At 40.0% G+C, this 22,730-nt stretch carries 16 protein-coding genes and 1 tRNA gene; 11 read left to right on the plus strand and 6 right to left on the minus strand.

Annotation, left to right across the window (positions count from 1 at the left end; all coding sequences use genetic code 11):
* The first annotated feature begins 16 nt into the window (after positions 1-16).
* The 3 genes from Q4534_RS21955 to Q4534_RS21965 all read left to right on the plus strand — a co-directional run bounded on the left by Q4534_RS21955 (position 17) and on the right by Q4534_RS21965 (position 5,961).
* Entirely contained in the window at positions 17-1,447 is a 1,431-nt protein-coding gene (locus Q4534_RS21955) for a RagB/SusD family nutrient uptake outer membrane protein (protein ID WP_303615305.1), read from the plus strand.
* Positions 1,447-2,271 carry a DUF4843 domain-containing protein gene (locus Q4534_RS21960; protein ID WP_303615306.1) on the plus strand — a complete coding sequence of 275 codons (825 nt, stop codon included), beginning with the start codon at positions 1,447-1,449 and terminating at the stop codon, positions 2,269-2,271. Before Q4534_RS21955 ends, Q4534_RS21960 begins: the two co-directional genes overlap by 1 nt.
* A gap of 243 nt (positions 2,272-2,514) precedes the next feature.
* On the plus strand, positions 2,515-5,961 hold the full coding sequence (locus Q4534_RS21965; protein ID WP_303615307.1) for a S8 family serine peptidase: 3,447 nt from the start codon (positions 2,515-2,517) through the stop codon (positions 5,959-5,961).
* 159 nt (positions 5,962-6,120) lie between these two features.
* Here Q4534_RS21965 and Q4534_RS21970 read toward each other — a convergent pair whose 3' ends face one another.
* On the minus strand, positions 6,121-7,533 hold the full coding sequence (locus Q4534_RS21970) for a hypothetical protein (RefSeq protein WP_303615308.1): 1,413 nt from the start codon (positions 7,531-7,533) through the stop codon (positions 6,121-6,123).
* Between the two features lie 30 nt (positions 7,534-7,563).
* A complete protein-coding gene (locus Q4534_RS21975) occupies positions 7,564-8,346 on the minus strand; it encodes an outer membrane beta-barrel protein (protein ID WP_303615309.1) in 783 nt (260 codons plus the stop codon).
* A 754-nt stretch (positions 8,347-9,100) separates the two neighbouring features.
* Here Q4534_RS21975 and Q4534_RS21980 point away from each other — a divergent pair.
* Together Q4534_RS21980 and lpxB are read left to right on the plus strand one after the other, a co-directional pair.
* On the plus strand, positions 9,101-9,520 hold the full coding sequence (locus Q4534_RS21980; RefSeq protein ID WP_303615310.1) for a 6-carboxytetrahydropterin synthase: 420 nt from the start codon (positions 9,101-9,103) through the stop codon (positions 9,518-9,520).
* Positions 9,521-9,550: 30 nt separating this feature from the next.
* Positions 9,551-10,657: a lipid-A-disaccharide synthase gene (gene lpxB, locus Q4534_RS21985; RefSeq protein WP_303615311.1), complete on the plus strand. Its 1,107-nt coding sequence runs from the start codon at positions 9,551-9,553 to the stop codon at positions 10,655-10,657.
* Here the strand turns inward: lpxB and clpX are convergent.
* The 4 genes from clpX to Q4534_RS22005 all read right to left on the minus strand — a co-directional run bounded on the left by clpX (position 10,654) and on the right by Q4534_RS22005 (position 14,140).
* On the minus strand, positions 10,654-11,877 hold the full coding sequence (clpX, locus tag Q4534_RS21990; RefSeq protein ID WP_303615312.1) for an ATP-dependent Clp protease ATP-binding subunit ClpX: 1,224 nt from the start codon (positions 11,875-11,877) through the stop codon (positions 10,654-10,656). The two genes, lpxB and clpX, sit on opposite strands and share 4 nt — an antisense overlap.
* 7 nt (positions 11,878-11,884) lie before the next feature.
* Positions 11,885-12,556 carry a ClpP family protease gene (locus tag Q4534_RS21995; RefSeq protein WP_014020877.1) on the minus strand — a complete coding sequence of 224 codons (672 nt, stop codon included), beginning with the start codon at positions 12,554-12,556 and terminating at the stop codon, positions 11,885-11,887.
* An 83-nt stretch (positions 12,557-12,639) separates the two neighbouring features.
* Positions 12,640-13,968, minus strand: a complete 1,329-nt coding sequence (gene tig / locus Q4534_RS22000; protein ID WP_303615313.1) for a trigger factor — start codon at positions 13,966-13,968, stop codon at positions 12,640-12,642.
* A gap of 90 nt (positions 13,969-14,058) precedes the next feature.
* Positions 14,059-14,140: transfer RNA gene (locus tag Q4534_RS22005), tRNA-Leu, on the minus strand.
* A gap of 233 nt (positions 14,141-14,373) precedes the next feature.
* Here Q4534_RS22005 and Q4534_RS22010 point away from each other — a divergent pair.
* The 6 genes from Q4534_RS22010 (at position 14,374) to Q4534_RS22035 (ending at position 22,588) form a co-directional block, all read left to right on the plus strand.
* Complete coding sequence (locus tag Q4534_RS22010; protein WP_303615314.1) at positions 14,374-16,593, plus strand: bifunctional (p)ppGpp synthetase/guanosine-3',5'-bis(diphosphate) 3'-pyrophosphohydrolase; 2,220 nt, start codon at positions 14,374-14,376, stop codon at positions 16,591-16,593.
* A gap of 58 nt (positions 16,594-16,651) precedes the next feature.
* A complete protein-coding gene (locus tag Q4534_RS22015) occupies positions 16,652-17,146 on the plus strand; it encodes a Fur family transcriptional regulator (protein ID WP_303615315.1) in 495 nt (164 codons plus the stop codon).
* Positions 17,147-17,149: 3 nt separating this feature from the next.
* Positions 17,150-17,494: an STAS domain-containing protein gene (locus Q4534_RS22020; protein WP_303615316.1), complete on the plus strand. Its 345-nt coding sequence runs from the start codon at positions 17,150-17,152 to the stop codon at positions 17,492-17,494.
* Positions 17,495-17,609: 115 nt separating this feature from the next.
* Positions 17,610-18,881, plus strand: coding sequence for an adenylosuccinate synthase (locus Q4534_RS22025; RefSeq protein ID WP_303615317.1), 1,272 nt, complete (start codon positions 17,610-17,612; stop codon positions 18,879-18,881).
* 360 nt (positions 18,882-19,241) lie between these two features.
* Positions 19,242-21,563, plus strand: a complete 2,322-nt coding sequence (locus tag Q4534_RS22030) for a PKD domain-containing protein (RefSeq protein ID WP_303615318.1) — start codon at positions 19,242-19,244, stop codon at positions 21,561-21,563.
* Positions 21,560-22,588, plus strand: coding sequence for a type IX secretion system membrane protein PorP/SprF (locus Q4534_RS22035; protein ID WP_368509168.1), 1,029 nt, complete (start codon positions 21,560-21,562; stop codon positions 22,586-22,588). The genes Q4534_RS22030 and Q4534_RS22035 overlap by 4 nt, the downstream gene beginning before the upstream one ends.
* The last annotated feature ends 142 nt before the right edge of the window (positions 22,589-22,730 follow it).

Consider the following 22,730-nt stretch of genomic DNA (forward strand, 5'->3'; position numbering starts at 1 on the left):
TGAGATGATAGATAGGATGATAAATAAAATAGTTTATTCGGGTATAGCTTTTCTTTTGTTTGGGTGTACTGATTTGACCACCGATCCAAGGCAAAGTCTAACGCCGGAGGTTGCATTAAATGATGTGTCCGGTTACCAGTCTGTTGCCAATTCCATGTACAATAGAGCTACAAGTTTCGGTTATTATGGCCAAACCATGATGATAGCCCCTGAAATATTGGCGGACAATTTAAAAACAATAGCCAATACAGGAAGGTACCAAGGAGAAGAGGCCAATAGTGATAGGGACCATATCAATATTTGGGGACTGGCTGTCTATGGAGGAATAAATGATGCCAACCTAATTATCGAAGGGATTGATGATGAAGAGGTCTCAGGAGATGAAGATGTAAAGTCATTTATTAAGGCAGAGGCCTATTTTATGCGGGCACTTTTTTACTTTGACCTGTGCAGGGTTTATGGATATGAACCCGGTAGGGAGATAAATGGGTTCAATTTGGGGCCGATAATGAGATTAACCCCAACTTTAGTCGCTTCTGAGGCCAATGAGTACCAGTCGAGATCAACAGTTGAAGAAGTATACGAACAAATAGAAAGTGATTTATTGGAAGCCATTCCCTTGGTGGGATACGCCCCTATTGGTTCTGATGGGGTATATTATGCGAATACCGGAGCAGCTTTAACCCTCCTTGCACGACTTTACTTATACTGGGGCAAAATGGCAGAAGCAGAGGAGGCTGCATCTTATGCGATGGAAATTATGGGCTTACTTACCAATGGTGAAGGTTTGCTGGAAGCTGACCAATACGTTCAAGGTTTTTCCAGAGCTCCGCACCCGGAATCCTTGTTCGAATTAGAGTTAAGAATCGTAGACTGGTCAGATGGAGAAGGTGTGAATAGCTCATTGAACTCCCTAGTCGCTGATAATGAGCCTGCAGCACAGTTTATTATTGGGGCTTCAGATGATTTGATGGCTGCTTACGAAGAAGGAGATGTACGAAAAAACTGCTGGTCAGCTACCACAAGGGAGGGCGTCGAAGGAGATGTTTATGCCAGTAGGAAATGGACTGGTTATAAAGGAGATTTTTTGGAAAACCTTCCTATTTTAAGGGCCTCAGAACTTTATTTAATAAGGGCAGAAGCCAGGTATGAAACCAATCCTGTCGGAGCACGTGCAGATATAAATGCCTTGCGTTCCAGACGAGGGTTGGGGGCAATTGATAATCTCTTATCTGGAGAGGCATTGCTCAACCGTATTTTATTGGAAAGAAGATTGGAATTTGCTCTTGAAGGACACCGCTGGTTTGACCTGAAAAGAAATGGGAAAGACATTAGCAAACATGATGGGTTTCTTGATGTGCCCTACACGGATTACCGTATTTTGTCGAATATACCTTTGGATGAAATTACATTGAATGAAAAACTGGAACAAAACCCCGGCTACTAATGAAAAAAGATAGACAATATAAGCTATTCGGATGGTTGTTGTTCCTAGGTTTGATGGTAGGGAATATTTCTTGCATGGAAGACTCAGGCTTTAATATCCTGTGGGAGGGAATGGAAGTGGAATTTGACGAAGCTTCATTACCCAATAATACCATTCAGAAAATCGTTACCAAATCCAGTGACAATCAGGTGGACCAAGAGCAAGTACGTATTAACTTGGTGGGGGCTCAGGTCAATACTCCAATCGAAGTGGAACTGGGCGTAGACCCAACCTCTACAGCAATAGAAGGAGTGCATTACAATTTGGAAACAAATAAAGTTACCATTCCTGCCAATAGTAGTTTTGTGGATGTTCCTATAGAAATTCTTACAGGAAATTTGGCTAGTGATGAACTGCCTGATCTTGTGTTGACGATAATCGATGCCGGAGAAACTAAAATCAGTACCAATTACTATCAATTGACTATAGAAATTAGGCTTTCATGTCCTTCTGAACTTGCCGGAATTTATACTTCGGTCACTGTAGGTTCTTTTGGAACAGTGAATTATCAAGTAACCATATCAGAGTTAGAGCCATTTACCTATAGGATATCAGACATCACAGGTGGTGTATATTCCGAACTATACGGAGAGAATGATAATCCTGCAGTATTTTCTGAATTGTGTGGAGAAATTACCATGACAGAGCAAGCGGATAATGTATTTGATAGAGCAGTATTCACAGGATCCGGTACGGTAAATGCCGATGGAACCATTAGGATTAGTTGGGAAAATGAGGTGGCCGAGCTGAGTGGCATTACCACCCTTACCCCTTCAGGGAATTAATTGTGGAGGAAGTTATAATGTAGAATTCTTTGTGAGAAATACTGGCAAAGGATATAGAAAAGAATAGACCTCTAGCGCAAGGTAAAGCGCTTTGCCCGAGGCTTGGCCATTAGCGATTAAACGGGTATGGCCCGAGATTGTGCAAGGGGGAAGGAAGGGGAAAAAATGATGAAATACTGTTTGTAACAGTAAAGGGATTAAGGTTTCGTGAAACCTTGTGACCGATCAAACAAAGCAAATCGGATGAGAAAGAGTATCGTTTTAATCATTTTTCTTTTATTAACATGGGAGTCCTATGGACAAAATCCGGTATTCTCTGATGAGGGAATGAAAAAGGTTCGATCCGGTGTTTTTCAAAAATTACAGGAAAGTGTAGGCAGGCATAGCCTTACCAACGAAGAAAAGATGCGCATTTCAAAGACCATGGGGATTCCACTTAGGATCAATCTGGCCAATAATCAATCCGCGACTTTTCAATATTTAGATGAAACATCTCATCCCGTTTATTTTACTACATTCAACCTGAAAGCTGCCAAGGCCACAGAAACCGATGCATTGCAAGAGGGGGGAAGCTTAAATTTGGGGCTCACCGGTCGCGACATGATTGTTGGGGTTTACGATCAAACTCGACCTAAATCCAATCACAATGAGTTTGGAAATAGGGTAACCCAATTAGATGGTTCTACAGAGGAAATAAGCAATCATGCGACGCATGTTACTGGGACAATTTTAGCCGCTGGAAACAATCCAAATGCCAAAGGAATGGCAACAGAAGCGACAGGTTGGGCATTCAATTGGGATGCTGATATATCTAAAATGACTCAAAATAGCTATGATCCTGAGCTTAATCCCGGCGGGCATTTGGTGTCCAATCACTCTTATGGCAACCTTATTGGTTGGTATAGAGACAGTAATCAAAATTGGAGTTGGGCAGGAAATGAGGGGGTAAGTAGCCAAGAAGATTATCGATTTGGTTACTATTCTTCCAAATCCAGACAGATAGATGAGTTGACTTTTGCCAAGCCTTATTATACCATTGTTTGGGCTGCAGGAAACGATCGTTCAGATGTGGGAGATGGCTCTAAACCTTCGGATGGGCCTGAAGATACAATCGGTCCGGAAGGGGTGTCCAAAAATAATATTACCGTGGGGGCTGTAAGTTTACTTCAAGACTATAGTACCCCTTCGGATGTTTTTATGAGTAGTTTTTCTAGTTGGGGCCCGGTAGATGATGGCCGTATTAAACCTGACTTTGTGGGCATGGGAGTGAATGTCTTTAGTTCTTCCGTTTCCAACGATGGGAGTGGTGACAGTTATGCTACTTTTAGTGGGACATCCATGGCTTCCCCAAATGTTACCGGTACATTGATGCTTTTGCAGGAATTGTATCATCAGAGAAATTCCGGTAGATACATGCGTTCAGCCACTTTGAAAGCACTTGCCATCCACACCACCAAGGAGGCAGGAATTGATCCGGGACCTGATTATATGTTCGGTTGGGGTTTGTTAGATGCAAAAGCCGCTGCAGATATAATCATTAATGAAGATGGTAGCTCCAAAGTAATGAGAGAATTACAATTGGAAGACAATGGAGATTATCAAATTGAATTTATTTCCAATGGGGTGGATCCGATAAAGGTAACCATCGCTTGGACAGATCCGGCAGGCTCCCCAGCGCCTGTGCAGCTAAATCCCGGGAATTTAATGCTGGTTAATGACCTGGACATGAGAATTGTGGATGAGAACGGAACAGTATATTATCCTTGGTCATTAAATCCTGCACAAGGCTCTGGAGCAGCAGCCTCAAGGAATAGTGATAATTTTAGAGACAATGTAGAACAGATACTGATTGAAAACCCAAGCCCACAGAAATACACTTTACAAATCAATCATAAAGGTAACCTTGTCAATGGGCAACAAGACTTTAGTATGATTTTTTCTGCAGGTGTCACTGATGGGCAAACCAGTACTTTGTATTGGATTGGAGGAAATGAGGAATGGGAGAACCCTGACAATTGGTCCCTTTCTTCGAATGGTCCAAGTGCAGGGATAATTCCTGATGAAGGTACCCGGGTTGTGATTGATCAACCTGATAATGGGGAGGTAATACAGTTAAATGAAGAGGCTAAGGTGTTCAGCCTAAATGTTTTTGGTGATGAACGCCATGTATTGGATCTAAACCAGCAAAATTTAATTGTAATAAATGGATTCCGCTCAGGTAACCAAAATATGGAGGTTAAAAATGGGAGCATTCTTTTGGATGGAGTGGATGAAAAGGAAAGTATTGTTGACTTTGGTCAAATTACCTTCTCGGAAGTGGATATAGAGATCATTGCAGGTAGATGGCAAGTATTGGCATTGCCTGAATTGGATGTTCTAAGCATTCATTCTGCGGATGTTGAATTTCTGGTCGACAGTGTATTTGTAGCTGATTTCAGCTTATTGGAAGGGGCTGAAATCGATGGAAGTTTAACTACAATTGTATTTAGTGAGCAATGGATAGTTGAGGAAAACGCAATGGTCAATCAACCTTTACATTTACTCTTTTTAGGTACAAATGGATTGTATCAGGATCTGCAAAAATTACCGGGCATCAACCTAACCAATAGTGGGGAGAATTTGGCTATCCTTGCATCAGGTGATTTTGAAAATCTGGTTCTTTCAGGACATACTGAAATAGAACAGCTATCAACTACTGTTAATAGCTTGGTTTTGGAACGGGATACTCAATTAACTTTAAATGATGGGGCTACCTTAACTATTTTGGAAAAGATTAGTCACGAAGATAACCTCGGAGGAAATTCACTGATTACTGCCACAGGTGAGGCTTCTATTTTCCATGATGTCTATACCAAGTATTGTTTTGAAGGTTTAAGCGTTGAGAATGTGGATTTATTAGGAGAGGCTGTCATTAACCTGGATCCACAGTCTTCAGTAGTTAATGCCGACAATTGGAGTAATATTTCCTGTGAAGATGTTATTTTCGTAAACTTTGATGTACGCTTCAATTGTGCCGGAGGGATTACAGAATTTATAAACTTAAGTGAAGGGAATATTAGTACCCTGAATTGGAGTTTTGCCGGCCTTGGAACCTCAAACCTCGAAAATCCTACCTTTGTGTTTAACTTTTCGAGAACTTATCAAATATCCCTTGAAGCCGCTGGTCCTTCAGGAATAAAGACTTTTCAAAAAAGCATTTCAGTGTCCTCCAATACCTTGGACAGGCCTGTAATTGTGGTGAATGGTTCTCAATTAAGTTCTCAATTGCCTGCAGCATCTTATCAGTGGTACAGGAATGGGGTGCCAATTACAGATGCCACTTCCAGGTCTTATATTGCCATTGATGAAGGAACCTATCAAGTGGCGGTTATTGACAATCAATGCAACCGTATCTCCGATGTGGTTGTCATTTCCGGATCCGGTGATCTGAATCCAAATACCAGGGCCGGATATAGCATAGGTCCCAATCCCGTATCTGATCGGCTATCTCTGTTTATCAATAACGACTTTTTAGGTGAATTAAAGGTCAGCTTGTTTGATGTTACAGGAAAAAGAAAATTAGCGGATACTTTTTTTAAAAAGGAGCAGGCAATAGAATACTTGATGGATTTTAATTTCCCCTCTGGATTATATTTATTACAAATTCAGGCAGGAGGAGAATTATTATCTTTTAAGGTTTTACGAGAATAGATTGATTTATCATTCTTTAAATTCAGCTTTACTCTTCAAGGAAGACTTTTAATAAAGCCCCCTAATTACTTTTGAGCAATTAATCCCAAAAATAGGTAGGAGGCTTTTATTAAATAAATTATAGCTTAAACTAGTGAGGTTGATTAATGCCGGTTGAGATTACTGGTTATAGAATTCTTTTAGGTCTTCATCCACACTTTTCCAAACTGTTTTGGAAAAGAAAGTATTGATTGAAGCGGCCCATCCTGTACCTTCACCTTTGGTTGATACGACTACCTTCCCATCTATCAGTTCTACCGTTCTTGTCACTTTGCCGGGATGCAGGAGATGGGACCTTTCAAACCCGTACTTATCTACTTGATTGGCCATGGTATAGTTGGTGACAGAATTTTCAAAATAATTAATTTTTGTGATAACCGGGTTGGTAGGAGTCAGGATTTCTACCCAAGTTAATTTACAATCTTCTACCGGTGAATTGTCAGGAGTTGGGGCGATAAAGTTGGCCTGTTGAAGCATGGCATTGAAAACACTTGAAACGGTACAATCCGGATTTATGCTTGGATCACAGATTTCTGTTGCCAATTCATCTCCTTCTTTTGGGTAAATGTGGTAATTCTCATGTGAAGGGTCAAAAACATCCTGTAACTGACCATTATCACAAATTGTATTAACCGGGGTGGTGGGGTTTCCACTTTCTGGGCAGTTTACATCAAAAAACCATAGGGTTCCACCCTCTAAACATCCTGAAACATAAATACTTATTTCTCGACTTATTTGAGGGTCATAAGGAATGGAAAAGGTGCCACCGGAACTTACAAACCCATCAGTAGGGGAGGCCTCTCTGCATAATTTAAACGGTGGTGCTTGACCACCCTCTAGTAAAACAGGGCTTGTACTTGCCACCCATTCTCCGTTATACCGCACATCCATTCTATCCTTTTGGGTGTACATAAAATAGGAAATGTTTACTACTCCTGGTAAATCCCCCATATCATAGGTCTTTACTGTAATGCCATCTTGCCCATTTACTCGGGGAAATGATTGGCCATTTCCACACCTATTTTCTGAATCTACTATGGAGACATTGATGGATTGTTTCTCACTGATATTGTTATTTTGGTCATAGATGCTGTAAGCGACTACAAAATTACCTTTTTGAATAAAACTGGGAATACCAATGGCTACCGCGAAACTATTGTCAGTAGGATTTACAAGCTCCACAGGAGCATTCCAATGTTCTTGAGCACCTGCTACTTCTATGTAAATCCCTTTCAATTCCTCATTGGAATCAAAAGCAAAAGGTAAAAAGAGAAAGTTGTCATTGGTGATCAGCGCTGAAGAGATAGATACGGTTATCTTTATTTGATCCGGATTTTTGGCCGAAGGCATATTCCCTTCCTCCAGCTCACCGTAAATTATAAGCTCTTTATTTAATTCATTGGGTTGGGTATTTGGATCAATGGGCTGTTTTACCAGTAGTCTGGTATCTATTTCTGCTCCTTCATCAGGTGTGCAAGAAAGGGTTAGAAATCCAATGAATGCTGCGAGTATAATTTTTAGTTGAGATTTCATTTTTTGAATATTAATAGGGGGTTAAAGGAATTATAGATTAAGTAGGCCAAACCTTAAGGAGACTATCGCTGAAGTGTCTGACAATTGTCCATAAGGTGTCTCAGCATAGGCACCGCTTTTCAATAAAGACAGCCTCAACTCGATACGCTTGCTTAATGCAATACCTGCAGAAGCGAAATAGCCAAAATAGGGTGTGATTACCGCTTCTGCTGAACTGGTTTTTGCCGTAGTCGTTTTCTCCGGGTAATCTTCATTTGACACTCCATTGATTTCTACCCTTTGGTTGATGGATGTGGTTGTTTTTGAACTTTCTCCCAAACCACTGCCTAGTTGGAGGCCTGCTCCCAAGGAGAATAACCTATTCAGTTTATAATGAATAGAAAGTGGGACTTCTATGGTGGTTAGGTTAAATTTTTCTGTGTAGGTTGAAAATTGGTCAAACTGATATTCAGGGTCTTTATCAGTCCCATTTGCTTCCAGGGTATACCCTCTCTTGGTGTAGTTTATTCCTGTGCCAAAAGATACTTTTCTGTTGAAAGTATAATTTGCATACAAGCCAATAACCGGCTGGTATTGATAAGGCAGGTTTCCTTCCACTTTAAAGTTATCAGTTACTGTTCCTTCAAAAGTGGAGATCATGTTTTCTAACCCTTTTTTTGCAGCACCGGAAGGTGTGTTGGCTGAATAGCCTAGCTGAAAGCCAATAGAAAACGATTTCTGTAATACATTGCTTAATGTATCTTGAGCTGAACTTGTGAAAGTCAGAAAGAAATAGATTAGTGCGCTGATTGCTATTGTTCTTTTATAACACATAGTGGTTTTATTTGGAGTGATTGATGGTTACCTTATTTCTTTCTTTACCAAGCTCCATTATTTGTAGGGGGAGTTAATTTGAACCTTGGTGAAATTTGATTTCGAGAAAAGGCAATTACCATTAAGGTGTCTGGGAATTCTAAGGTGTTCCCAATTTCAAAGTGGGCAAGGAGCGACATAAGTCGCTTCTTCCGGACATTTGTCCTAATATTTAATGAGTTTTAGGGCAAAGCTTTACGTTATCTTAGATCGTTTTTACTCATGTTAGCTTTAACTTAGTTTTTCAAATACTAGGTAGATTGAGGGTTTTTGCATGGGGTAATAGGTTTAAATTAGAAAATAGATTAACTGTGTTTGATGTAAATTGGATGTCTATCTTTTAATATTCTTAAATCTAATACCGTTTATTTTTAGCGCTTTTTAAAATTTTTTTCGTGAACATGGATTGATTAGCCGTGAGAGTGTGCTATCAATTCATCATCTTAGTTCAGAAATGATCTTTTAAAAGGGCTGAAATGCTTTTGTGCGGGATTGTAGATTGTTTCGACTCATGGCATCAATTCCGGGAACTGACGCAAATAACCAACGGAATCTAGCATGAGGAAAAGCTTTTCTAATCCGTTATCACCCAAATAGAAAAGAGTTGTTTCACAAGGCTGTTTTTACTAAACAGAAGAAATGGGTATCCAAATAACAAAGCAGTGATATTTGTATCTTTTTTATGTAACTTTGTGGCCTCAATTGAAAAGAAAAAATGGTACACGTTTGTCGGAAAGAGCATTTTAATGCAGCCCATAAATTATGGAATCCGAAATGGTCTGAGGAAAAGAATAAATCGGTCTTTGGACCTTGTTCCAATGCGAATTGGCATGGGCATAATTTTGAACTGATTGTCACGATCAAGGGGAGGCCTGATGAGGATACTGGATTTGTAGTAGACCTGAAACAGCTAAGCAATCTTATTCGGAAGGAAGTCATTGATAAAGTAGATCATAAAAATCTTAATATAGATGTCCCTTTTATGCAAGGGAAAATGGCTAGCTGTGAGAATTTGGTCATGGAGTTTTGGAAAATCCTTCAGCCTCGTGTGGATAAAATCGTTAAGGATGGCCGGCTTTATAAGTTGACCTTGTATGAAACCCCTCGGAATTTTGTAGAATATTATGGGGAGTAAATGCCCAAACCCCATTTAAATGAGCTGCCCTTGAAGTATTATATAATTGCCGGAGAGAGATCAGGAGACATGCATGCCTCAAATCTACTGCTAGCCTTAAAAGAAAAAGATCCTGAGGCCGAGTTTAGGGGCATGGGAGGTGAATACATGGAGGTGGCGGGCTGTTCGCTTTTTGCCCACTATAAGGAGATGGCTTTGATGGGCTTTGTGGAAGTGCTGGTGCATTTTAGAAGGGTTTACCGGTACTTGTCTGCAGTAAAAAAAGACTTGTTAGCCTACCAGCCGGACGCCTTGATTTTGGTCGATTTCGCCGGGTTTAATATGAAAATGGCAACCTTTGCCACTAAAAATAATATAAAGGTTCACTATTATATCTCTCCAAAAGTCTGGGCATGGAATCAAAAGAGGGCTTATGGAATCAAGAAAAATGTAGACAAACTGTATACTATCTTACCTTTCGAACCTGAATTTTTTAGAAAATTTGATTGGGAGGTGGATTATGTCGGCAACCCTCTTTTAGATGAGATCAGTAAATTCAAGCCGGATCAGGATTTTTTAAGTCGGCATAATTTGGGAGACAAACCTTTAATTGCACTTCTTCCCGGGAGTAGAAAGCAAGAGGTAGACAAGATGTTGACCACCATGATTGCCTTAAAAAACAATTTTCAGAATGTGGACTGGGTAATTGCCGGAGTTCGAAACTTGCCTTCAGAAAGCTATGAGCTGGCTAAAGAGGCGGGTATTCAGGTCGTTTATGAAGAAACCTATGATATCCTGCGGAATGCTAGAGCGGCGGTGGTTACTTCCGGTACGGCTACGCTGGAAGCGGCACTTTTTAATGTACCTCAGGTGGTGGTGTATAAGACAAGTCGTATTTCTTACGCCATCGGAATGCGACTAATAAAAGTGGCATTTGCCTCTTTGGTAAACTTGATAGTGGACAGAGAGGTGGTCAAAGAATTGATTCAAGGCGCCTATGAACCGGAGTCTGTTAATTCAGAACTTCGAGGTATCTTACAAGATGGGCCTAAACGAGAAAAGGTTTTGGAGGGTTATTCAGAAATGAGAAAACTATTGGGCAATAAAAAAGCCTCGCAGGAAACTGCAAGGCTTATTTATGAAAATATATCAGCTTAAGCTACCTGAAGCTTTTTAAATTTAGATTTTTCAAATTGTGTTCGGGCATACTCTTCATTGATCACCAAGTTGTGCTGACCTTCCTCAGAAGGGAGTTCATACATGGCATCCGTGATAATTGCTTCGCAGATTGACCTTAGCCCTCTGGCTCCCAGATTGAATTCTACTGCCTTTTCCACAATAAAGTCAATGCCAGACTCTTCGAATGTTAAAGTTACATTCTCCATCGCCAAAAGCTTAATGTATTGTTTGGTTAAGGCATTTTTTGGTTCTCTAAGAATCAATTTTAGCGAATCTTTGTCCAATGGATCCAAGTGAGTCAGCACAGGAAGCCTACCAATCAATTCAGGAATTAGGCCAAACGCCTTCAGATCTTGGGCTGTTACGTATTGCAACAAATTTGTCCTATCGATCAGATCAGCATTGGTCTTTTTACTAAATCCCAAAGGTTGGGTGTTTAAACGTCCGGCAATATGTCTACCGATGCCGTCAAAAGCTCCACCACAAATAAACAGAATGTTTTCTGTATTTACAGAGATCATCTTTTGGTCAGGATGCTTTCTTCCACCTTGAGGTGGAACATTTACGGTGGTGCCTTCCAGCAATTTAAGCATTGCTTGCTGAACACCCTCGCCACTTACATCCCTAGTGATGGATGGATTATCTGATTTTCTGGCAATTTTATCAAGCTCATCTATATAAACAATCCCTCGCTCTGCAGCTTCAACATTGTAATCTGCTGCTTGGAGCAAACGAGTAAGAATGCTTTCTACATCTTCACCCACATATCCTGCCTCTGTCAAAACAGTTGCATCTGCGATGCAAAAAGGCACTTCAAGTGTTTTGGCAAGTGTTTTGGCCAAGTAAGTTTTACCTGTACCTGTATCACCCACCATTATGATATTGGATTTTTCAATCTTGACATCATCTGCTTCCTGCTTTTGGCCCAATCTTTTATAATGATTGTAGACCGCTACAGTCAAGACTTTTTTAGCCTCTTGTTGCCCAATGACGTATTGATCCAGATAGGCAGTAAGTTCTTTTGGTTTCTTCAGTTTGAACTTAGGTTGTTTGGCATCCTTTTTCGTCTTGTCTTCTTCCCCTAAAATCTGGAAGGCTTGTTCTATACAGAAATTACAGATATGCGCAGAAATGCCTGAAACCATTAGGTCCACATCTTTCTTATTCCTCCCACAAAATGAACATGTTACTTGCGCCATTCAGTTTTTATTTTACTTTTTTCGTCAAAACTTCATCAATTAAGCCGTATTCTTTGGCAGCTGAGGCCCTCATCCAGTAATCTCTGTCTGAGTCAATCTCAATTTGTTCGATGCTTTTTCCACTGTGCTGGGCAAGAATTTCGTAAAGCTCCTGCCTCAATTCTAAAATTTGCCTTACAGAGATCTCCATATCTTTGGATTGACCTTGCATCCCTCCTGAAGGCTGGTGGATCATTACTCTTGCATGAGGTAAGGCAGCACGTTTGCCTGCGGCACCGCCAGCTAGTAATACTGCTCCCATTGAAGCGGCTAATCCGGTACATATGGTACCTACTTCCGGGCTTATGTATTGCATCGTGTCATAAATCCCTAAACCTGCATATACAGATCCTCCCGGGCTATTTACATACAATAGGATATCTTTCTTTGCATCCACAGACTCTAAAAACAACAATTGTGCGGTAATAATATTGGCTATATTGTCGTCTACACCAGTGCCAAGAAAAATAATCCTATCCATTATCAGTCTGGAAAAAACATCTATTTCTCTGAAATTGGTTGGCCTTTCTTCAATGACTGCACGGGTCATGTTTTCCACAGAGTGGATATATTGGTCAAAAGTATTGCCACTGATTCCTTGGCCTTTGACTGCGAATTTTCTGAATTCCTCTCTATTCATTTTTACTTTTCTCTAAGATTAATATTACAAAAATAAAAAAAGCCCTTAGATAAGGACTTTTTATGAACAAAAAATTTCAGGAATTAGTTTTCGAGAAGTTCTTTAAACTTTTCTACGCCTATTTTCTCTTCTTTCAATTTGACCTTGTCCTTGACAAAATCAAGGACTTTTTCATTTTGCACCGAAGTCATCATTTGCATGTAATTCTTACCTTCATTGCCTTGAAGGTAGTTTTGTAAAAACATGTCCATATTGTCTTCTAGTTGTGCACCCATACCGGATGAGGCCAACTGCTCTCGTATCATTTCCTTGGTTTTCTCAATAACATCTTCATGTTCTGCTTTGATGTCATTTTCCTTTGAGATCTTATTTGAAATCAAAGACCAAGTTAATTGTTTGGTATAGGCTGGGAATTCCTTGGCAACATCCTCTTCAGTGACTTTGCCTTCATTGGCTTTGATTAACCACTCCTTTAAGAATGCTTCAGGAAGATCAAGCTTGTGACTGGAAATCAAAGCGTCTTTGATCTGCTCCTCATTGAATACCTTAATCTCTTTTTGGTAATTTTCAGTAAGAATTGTTTTAACCTTTTCTAAAAATTCTTCTTCTGATGAAACCTGATCAGGACCGAAAACTTTGTCAAACAACTCCTGATCCAAAGTCGCTTCCTCAGTTCTGTTTATGTTTTGAACAGTGAAAGTGAAATCTCCTTTAAGGTTTTCAGCAGCTTCTTTACTGATATTTAGGGCTTCAGCTATATCACCCTTGATTGCTTTCGAAGGATCAAAGGAAATACTGTCTTCTTTTTTTACTCCCAAAAACTTTTTAACAGACCTGCCATCCAAACTACTCAAAGGCAAGGAAAGGGTTTCTTCATAAGATCCATCGTCTGCCTTAAGGTCTCCGTAAAGAAAATCATTTTCTTCACTTACCTCAGGGTTGGTCATCTTACCATATTGTTTTTTGATATTTTCGATGGCCTCATTTACTTCCTTGTCTGAAAGTGTGATCTCATAAACCTTAGCGTCCAAATCCTGCTCAAGGTTTAATTCAAGATTTTCTACAAAGCCAATTTTATATTCGAACTCAAAATCTTTTTGTTTCTTCCAGTCTATATTTTTACCGTCTTCTTCAGATGGTAAAGGGTCTCCAAGGACTTCAATATCCTGCTCCTTTAAAAAATCATTTAGGGATTTTGACAAAATGGAATTGATTTCTTCCACTAAAACTGATGTGCCATAAAGGTTTTTTACCATTGTGAATGGTGCCTTTCCGGGCCTGAACCCTTTGATGTTCGCCTTTTTTGCGTAATCTTTTATTTTGGCATCAACTGTTTGTTGATAATCTGCTTCCCCAAGTTTTATTTTCACTGAGGCTTCATTGGCAGCATGCTTGTCTATTGTAATTTCCAAGGGATCTGAATTTAATGTTTACCAATAACAAAAACCCTCCATCCTGACTTACCTAAAGGTAGCTATCAAGATCGAGGGATTTAAAGGGTGTGCGGATGGAGGGACTCGAACCCCCATGCCTCGCGGCGCTAGATCCTAAGTCTAGTGCGTCTACCAATTTCGCCACATCCGCAAATAAATAATTTCAGCTTGTCTACTTTTATTACCTTTTGTAATAACCGGGGAAATAAATCCCATAGTCCCAGCCTATCTTTTGCCAGCAAGAGTTTTTGTTGGCTTGTTTTTTAATGTGGATGCAAAGGTAATAATCAATTTTAAAGATTCAATACTTTGGGTGAAAAAAAATTAAAATTTTACTTAAGATTTTGATTCCTTAGTCTAGAATAATTTTATAACTTGTATCGTATGATCAAAGTTGATATAGAAGAAGAGCGCAAACAGATTCTCAAACGTTACAGGAAACTTTTGAGATTGGCAAAACCATTGCTTAAGCCCGGTGATGCCAAATTAATCAAGAAAGCTTTTAATGTAGCCAGCGAAGCTCATAAAGAAATGCGCCGCAAATCAGGAGAACCTTATATTTATCACCCTTTAGAGGTTGCACTTATTTGTGTTGAGGAAATTGGACTGGGGACAACCAGTATCATCGCCGCCTTGCTACATGATGTGGTGGAAGATACGGATATGGAACTGGAGGATATCGAAAGAGAATTTGGTGTTAAGGTGGCCCAGATCATAGACGGGCTTACCAAAATAGCAGGAGTTTTTGATTATGGTTCCTCCCAGCAGGCAGAAAACTTTAGGAAGATGCTGCTTACCTTATCTGACGATGTACGGGTGATTCTTATAAAACTAGCCGACCGGCTTAATAATATGAGGACCTTGGATTCCATGCCAAGGCACAAACAGCTTAAAATCGGCTCGGAGACTAAATACCTTTATGCACCTTTGGCACATCGGCTGGGGCTGTATTCTATAAAGTCTGAACTTGAGGATTTATACCTCAAGTTTATGGACAAAGAGGACTACGATTTTATCTCCAAAAAAATAAGCGATACCAGGGTTTCTAGGAATAAATTCATCAAAACTTTTATTGCCCCGATTGAGAAAGAACTGAAAGAACAAGGTTTTAACTTTGTTATCAAGGGAAGGCCAAAATCAGTTTATTCCATTTACAATAAAATGAAAAAACAGAACATACCCTTTGAAGAGGTGTTTGATCTGTTTGCTATTAGGATCATTATAGATACTGACTACGAAAATGAAAAAGCAGCTTGTTGGCAGGTTTATTCAATAGTTACTGACTTTTACCGGCCAAACCCCAATAGGTTGCGGGATTGGATTAGTACCCCCAGAGCCAATGGATATGAGTCTTTGCATACTACAGCCATGAGCCAAACAGGGCAGTGGGTTGAAGTTCAAATTCGTACCCAAAGGATGGATGACATTGCCGAAAGAGGTTATGCTGCACACTGGAAGTACAAAGAAAAAGAAAATGCCCCGGAGAAAGCTGCCGGCAGTTTGGATGAATGGATTACCCAGGTAAGGACATTATTGGAAAACAATGACGGTTCGGCCATAGAATTTATGGACGATTTCAGGGGGAATCTTTTTCATGATGAAGTTTTTGTATTTACCCCCAAAGGAGACCTTAAAGTCCTGCCTTTTGATGCCACTGCTTTGGATTTTGCCTTCGAAATTCATACTGAGGTTGGAGCCAAGTGTATTGGTGCCAAAGTAAATCAAAAGCTGGTTTCCTTGGGACATAAATTGAAAAATGGTGACCAAGTTGAAATCCTTACCTCCAACAAACAAAAGCCTAGTGAAGATTGGCTAAAGTCTGTAGTAACATCAAGGGCCAAGGCGAAAATTAAAGATGCCCTAAAGGAGGAGAAAAAAGGCTATATGCTGGATGGAAAGGAAATCGTTCAGCGAAAGCTAAAGCAAATGAAGCTCGACTTTACCTCAGAGACTGTGGAACAATTGCGGGCATTTTTTGAAACCAAGACGACTACAGAATTTTATTATAAAGTAGGTAAAGGAATCATAGATGCCACGGCTATCAAAAGTTTCAAAGACTTTAAGCAACAAAAGAAATCCAAGAAGGGGCCTAAATTGAACTTTACTGATGAAAAGTCCTTTACTAAAGAAATCAAAAACTTAAAAGGTCCGGAACATGATCAACTTTTGATAGGTGAAGACATGGATGTCGTGGATTATGTTTTGGCAAAATGCTGTAACCCTATTCCCGGAGATGCCGTTTTTGGGTTTGTGACGGTGAATGAAGGGATAAAAATTCATAGAACGGCCTGCCCCAATGCATTGGAACTAATGTCCAATCATGGCAATAGGGTGATCAAAGCGAGATGGACCAGTCAGCAGCAAATTGCGTTTTTGGCCGGGCTAAAAATCATAGGCACCGATAGAGTTGGGCTTATCAGTGATCTTACAAAGGTGATTTCCAATGAGTTGAAAGTAAATATGCGCTCAATTACTGTTGATTCTGACCGAGGAATCTTTGAAGGCAGCATTAAGCTATACGTTGATAGTACCAACCATCTAGAGAAGCTTATTGATAATTTATCCAAGGTATCGGGTGTTCTTAAGGTGTCTAGGTTTGATTAGAAGAGTTAAACCATCCGTTTTTAAATAAGAACAGTATATTTGTAAAAAAAATGAAAGTATGGCTTCAGTAGAAAATCTTTACGAAAAGGTAAAGAAAATATTCACCGCCTATTTGGAAAACAAAAAGCTGAGAAAAACACCTGAAAGGTATGCGATCTTAGAAGAGATCTATAGCCGGGGAGGGCACTTTGATGTGGAAGGCCTGTATATAAGTATGAAAAATAAAAACTACCGGGTAAGTCGTGCTACGGTTTACAATACTTTAGATTTACTGGTAGAATGTGACCTTGTTACCAAGCATCAGTTTGGAAAGAACTTGGCTCAATACGAGAAATCCTATGGATACAAGCAACATGATCACCTGATTTGTACGGAGTGTCACCAGGTAAAGGAGTTCTGTGATCCCCGAATTCAAAACATTCAGAATACTGTAGGAGAGGTGTTGAATTTTAATATCATTCATCATTCTTTATTGCTTTACGGAAATTGTACAGATGAGAATTGTGAATATAGGGTAGGTGCTACTGAAGGCAAGAAAAAAAATAAATTATAATTCATGAAAGCAGAATTTCAGTCCCAGATAGAAAATAATTCTTTGTTATTGAAAATCAAAGGTGATTTGATCGGTGATGATTCAGGTCCTCGAATGGTTGGCTTGGTTTCGGACGGCTTGCAAGATGGAGTGAAAAACTGCATCATTGATCTTAGTGAGGTCAGGTACATTAGCTCTAGCGGAATAGGAGTGTTGATTACAGTATTGACAAAAATGAGAAATGCAGATGGGGAAGTGTTTTTAGCCTCTCCTTCAGAGCATGTTAAAAAGCTGCTAATTATTACCAAACTCAATAATATATTTAATGTATCTGACACGCTTGAGGAGGCGTTAGAACAAGTAAAATAATTCAAAAGCCATTTTTATTCAATAAAATTTAGCCGGGGAGTTGTAAATTTTTACAAACATGACAATCTTCACGGCTTGTTTTGATAGAAGGCAGTAATACTTATTTAAAAATAAAATGAAAATGGACGTTCTTTTAGGTCTCCAGTGGGGTGACGAAGGCAAGGGTAAAGTAGTAGACTATCTAGCACCGAGCTATGAAATGGTAGCCAGATTTCAAGGAGGACCCAATGCCGGCCATACCTTAGAGTTTGACGGGATAAAGCATGTTTTGCATCAAATTCCCAGCGGGATCTTCAGGGGAAATATCCAGAATATAATAGGCAATGGCGTAGTGCTGGATCCTGTAGTTTTAAGGAAAGAAATCAAGAATTTGGAAAAATTCAATATTGATTTTAATAAAAATATGGCCATTTCCAAAAAGGCCACCATTATCCTTCCTACCCATAAACTATTGGATGCTGCTTATGAAAAATCCAAAGGCGATAAAAAAATTGGTTCAACTTTAAAAGGAATTGGACCAACTTACCAAGATAAAATTGGCAGGGTGGCATTGAGAGTAGGCGACATGTTGTCCCCGGATTTCAAAGATAAATACCATGATTTGGTCGAGCGACACAAGTCAATCTTGAATTATTATGATTTTGGATTAGAAGATCTTGCTGCCTTAGAAGCGGATTTCTTCGATGCAGTTACGTTTTTTAAATCACTTAGGCTTGTTGAAACGGAGTTTGAGGTGAACGCTGCCATAAAATCCGGTAAAAAAGTTTTGGCCGAAGGAGCCCAAGGTTCTCTATTGGACATTGACTTTGGTAGTTACCCTTTTGTGACAAGCAGTAGCACCATGGCCGCAGGTGCATGTACAGGCTTGGGAGTGGCTCCTTCCACCATAGGAGAGGTGTTCGGAATTTTTAAAGCTTATTGTACCCGGGTGGGGAGTGGTCCTTTCCCTACAGAATTATTTGATGCCGATGGAGAGCAAATGCGTAAAGATGGCAATGAGTTCGGTTCCACCACAGGCCGCGCCAGAAGGTGTGGTTGGATTGATCTCCCCGCATTGAAATATTCAATCATGATCAATGGGGTAACCCAATTGTTTATGATGAAAGCTGATGTACTCAATGGCTTTGAAGAAATCAAAATCTGTACGGAGTACAAACTCGGAGATGGAAACCAAACAGATCAACAATACCTGAATGGTACTACTGAAGGCATAGAACCGGTTTATGAAACCTTGAAGGGCTGGAATTGTAGCTTGGATGGAATTGATGATTATGAAAAATTCCCTGATGAACTGAAAGCCTATGTGTCTTTCCTAGAAAAAGAACTAGAGGTTCCTATTAAAATGGTGTCTGTCGGTCCCGATAGAAAACAGACCATACTTAAATAAGAGAATTTATACACTTATTAATATTAAGGCTTCTTCCTAACTATCAGGGAGAAGCCTTTTTTATTTATTTTTTTATTGGCTATCTTAAGTTCCTGTTTATTTCTTGTTATATGGGATGACTACCTAGTTGGATATTTCAGGATTCATTTTGGTGTTTTCTGGGAAATGCTTTTGTATAAATAGAGGTATGTACACTAATTAATCAATTTTGAGCAGAGAAAACCTTGATTAGGCGAGCTGTTCTTTTGAGTTTCAAGAAAGTCGAAGGTCGGGTAAAGCCATACTGCTATGTGCTTATTCAATGGATGCATTTGGAAGAACTCGTTTTAATTTTATTGAAGTAGCAAGCTTGCTAACCGTATGAAGGTATCTATTGGACTTTCTTTAATTGTAATGATGCTTTCGTTTAACCTGAAAGCGCAACAAGGTTTCCCCTATTGTGAATCTTTTCAGGAGGGGATTGAACGGGAAGAAACTGTTTTGGGAGGTGATGCGGTCATCCGGGATGGAGTGTTGAGGCTAACTAATGCGGTGATGGATCAGAAGGGCTACGTTTATATTGATATTCCTTTTTCTTCCAGTTTCGGGGTTAAAGCCTCCTTTGAATATTTCAGCTATGGAGGTACAGGAGCAGATGGAATGACCGTCTTCTTGTTTGATGGTGAATCTAACTCATTTTCTCCCGGAGCCTTCGGCGGGTCTTTGGGGTATGCCATGAATGTCGATAGCCCCGGTTTGACCAATGCTTATTTAGGGGTAGGATTTGATAGTTTTGGAAATTTTGGAAATAATTCTGAAAATAAAATTGGAGGGTTTTCCTCGGGAATAAATCGGCTGCATCCAAATGCGGTAGTTGTTAGGGGGCCGGGGCATGGATACAATGGTTATCATTTTATCACCGGAGTAAAGACCAATGAGGGCGGTACCTATGGTTTGCCGGAGGACCAGCAGTTCCCCATCAGTTCAGGAGGCACGGGAACTGGGCGGGCAGAATTGCCCGATCAAAAAGGTTACCGCAAGGTGATTTTTAAGCTAAGACCTAAGGATGGGGATGCGGGTTATTTTTTGGATGTAGAAATGATTTTCACTACCGAAAATGCTAATCCACGTCAAATAACACTAATAGATAATATAGATTATCCCTACCCATCTCCCAAAACCTTGAAAATAGGATTTGCTGGATCTACCGGTGGAGAAACAAATGTTCATGAAATCAGGAATTTATTGGTTGAGGTGGCCGATCAAGACAATTTAAAGAAACCGACAACAGAGAATATAGAAAATATTGGCGTGTGTTTGGGACAGGAAAATTTTCTTGAAATACCGGAAGAGAATTATACCTTACCCAATATAGACTCTAGGGTTAGCTGTCTCCGGTTTTTTGAATCCATGGATGAAATTATGGAAATAGAGACAGACCCTTGCCTTTCGGGCAGATGCAGCACGGATGAAGCGGTTTTGGTTACCAATGAAGGTACTTTTAAATATTCCGGTGTAGGGACATCATTTTCATTTGTGCCCCATCCGGATTTCAAAGGGGATAAATTGCAGGTTTATTATACCCTTACGGATAATTACGGAAAAACTTCAAATGGAAGCGTTATTCTATTGGATGTGATGGACGAGCCTGAACCAATAAGTATCTTGGTCAATCAGCTTCCACTATTAAGTAAGGAGGCTTGTCCGGGTGAAGTCGTTGAATTGAGTATCTTTTCCTTAGGAGAAAATCAACAATATGAATGGTTTAAAGATGGACAAAAGATAGAAGGAGAATCATCCGCAAGCCTATTGGTTCAAGAAACGGGAGTTTTTCATGCTCAAGCCATTTCCTCAGATGGTTGTCCCTTGGTAGCTGAGCCCATTACAATCAACTATCCTGCTTACCCTGATCTCGAAGTGCTTAGCCCTATTTATGGTTGTCAGCCAGATTTGTTTCCTGATATTAGCGGATTTATTACCGATTACGATTCAGCGCAATATGATTACCAACTTGAAAATGATTCCGGAGAGAAATTTATAAATGAGGACATGCTCACCTTGTCAAATGAGGGAGTCTACTATTTAAGTGTGAAGCCCAAGTCTTTGGAATGTTGGTCAGCTCCCCTCACCTTAAGGGTGATACTTCCTGAAGAGGCATTGGAAGCTTCTTTCGATTATGTGTTGGACAATACCGGAAAGAAAGAAGAGTCAGCAGATGGGATATTGGCAATAGATCCAATTAGGTTTATGGATTTATCAGCCGGTAATCCCCAACGGTGGTTCTGGGATTTTGGGGATGGGAACACCAGTGAACAACGTTCGCCTGTACATGTATTTGGTGATAAAGGAGAGTTTTTGGTCTCCCTACGGGTAGAGAATGGTCCTGATTGTGCAGCCACGTTTGAATTTCCTATAATTATTCGTCGGACCTACAGGGTAATGTTCCCCACCGGCTTCACCCCATCCAGGTCGGAGGATAATTTTTTTATACCTAAAATGAAGGGAATAGAAAGCATGGAATTAAAAATATTCAATACTTGGGGTGAATTTCTAATTGAGATTAACGACATGAATAGCGCAGGCTGGGATGGTTCGATCAATGGAACGCAACTGCCACCGGGGACTTACGTTTATCGAGGCGATTTTAAAACCAACAAAGGGGAGCTTGTTACTAGGTCCGGAAAATTTCTATTGATAAGATGATGGGGGGTAAAATCATTGGCTTTGTTTTTTTATTGGGTTTGCTGGTGAGGCAGGCCTTGGGGCAAGACATGCAGTTTTCTCAATTCTATGCCGCGCCCATACATTTGAACCCGGCATTTACCGGAAGTACAGAATGGACGAGGGTTGGGGTGAATTACAGAAACCAATGGCCAGGGCTGGATAGAAGCTTTAATTCCTTCTCAGCTTACTTTGATCATTTCATAGCGCATAAGAATAGTGGGATAGGAGTGATAGCAAATGGTGTTCGAGACTCTTTTTCACAGGTTCAAAATATGGAAATTGGGGTAACGTATGCTTACAGGATCAAATTGGGAGAATACAGTTATTTACATTCCGGGCTTCAGGCAAGTTTTGTGCACCGAAATGTGAATGTGGAAAGTATAATTTTGGGTACCCAAATTGATATTGACAGAGGGATAGTAGTGGGCGATGGAGTAAGTTGGGTGGAAGATGTCAGTCAACGAAGCCATGAAGACATCAATACAGGATTGTATTATTACGACAAAAGGTTTTGGTTAGGTGTATCAGCACATCATTTAACCCGCCCTTATATTTCCTATCTTCAATTAGAGAATCAGCGGCTACCTATACGTTATGGGATTCATGGGGGTGTTACTTTTGATTTATTTAGTAATAATATTGGAGATGTAATCAACAATACCTTGCAAGAACGAACCTTGTCACTTGCTTTCAATTACAAAAGGCAGGGTTTATTTGATCAGTTGGATGTGGGAGCGGAGTTATTTTATGCCCCTTTGATTATGGGTGTATGGTACAGGGGGCTTCCTACCAAACGCAGTTTACCAAATAATGAGGCGATCATCGCACTTTTAGGGTTCTCTTTACCTAATGATTTGCAGATAGGCTATAGTTTTGATTTTACGGTGTCAAAGCTGGCTTGGAGAAACAGTGGAGGGGCTCATGAGTTGTCCATGAGGTACACTTTCAGGAATTATAAATTGGGTAAAAAGCGGGATAGGGCTATCCCCGGATTTAAATATTAAAAGGTCGAATATTTTTAACGCTGATAATCAGGAGACTTATGATTTATTGTCAGTTTTCTTGAATATTCCCATTGTAAATTAAAAAAGAAAGTGCACCTTTGTCATCCCAAAAGCGGGGAACGAAAGTAAGAAAGAAGGGATT

It is taken from the genome of Cyclobacterium sp. 1_MG-2023 (assembly GCF_030546805.1).
Classification (GTDB): Bacteria; Bacteroidota; Bacteroidia; order Cytophagales; family Cyclobacteriaceae; genus Cyclobacterium.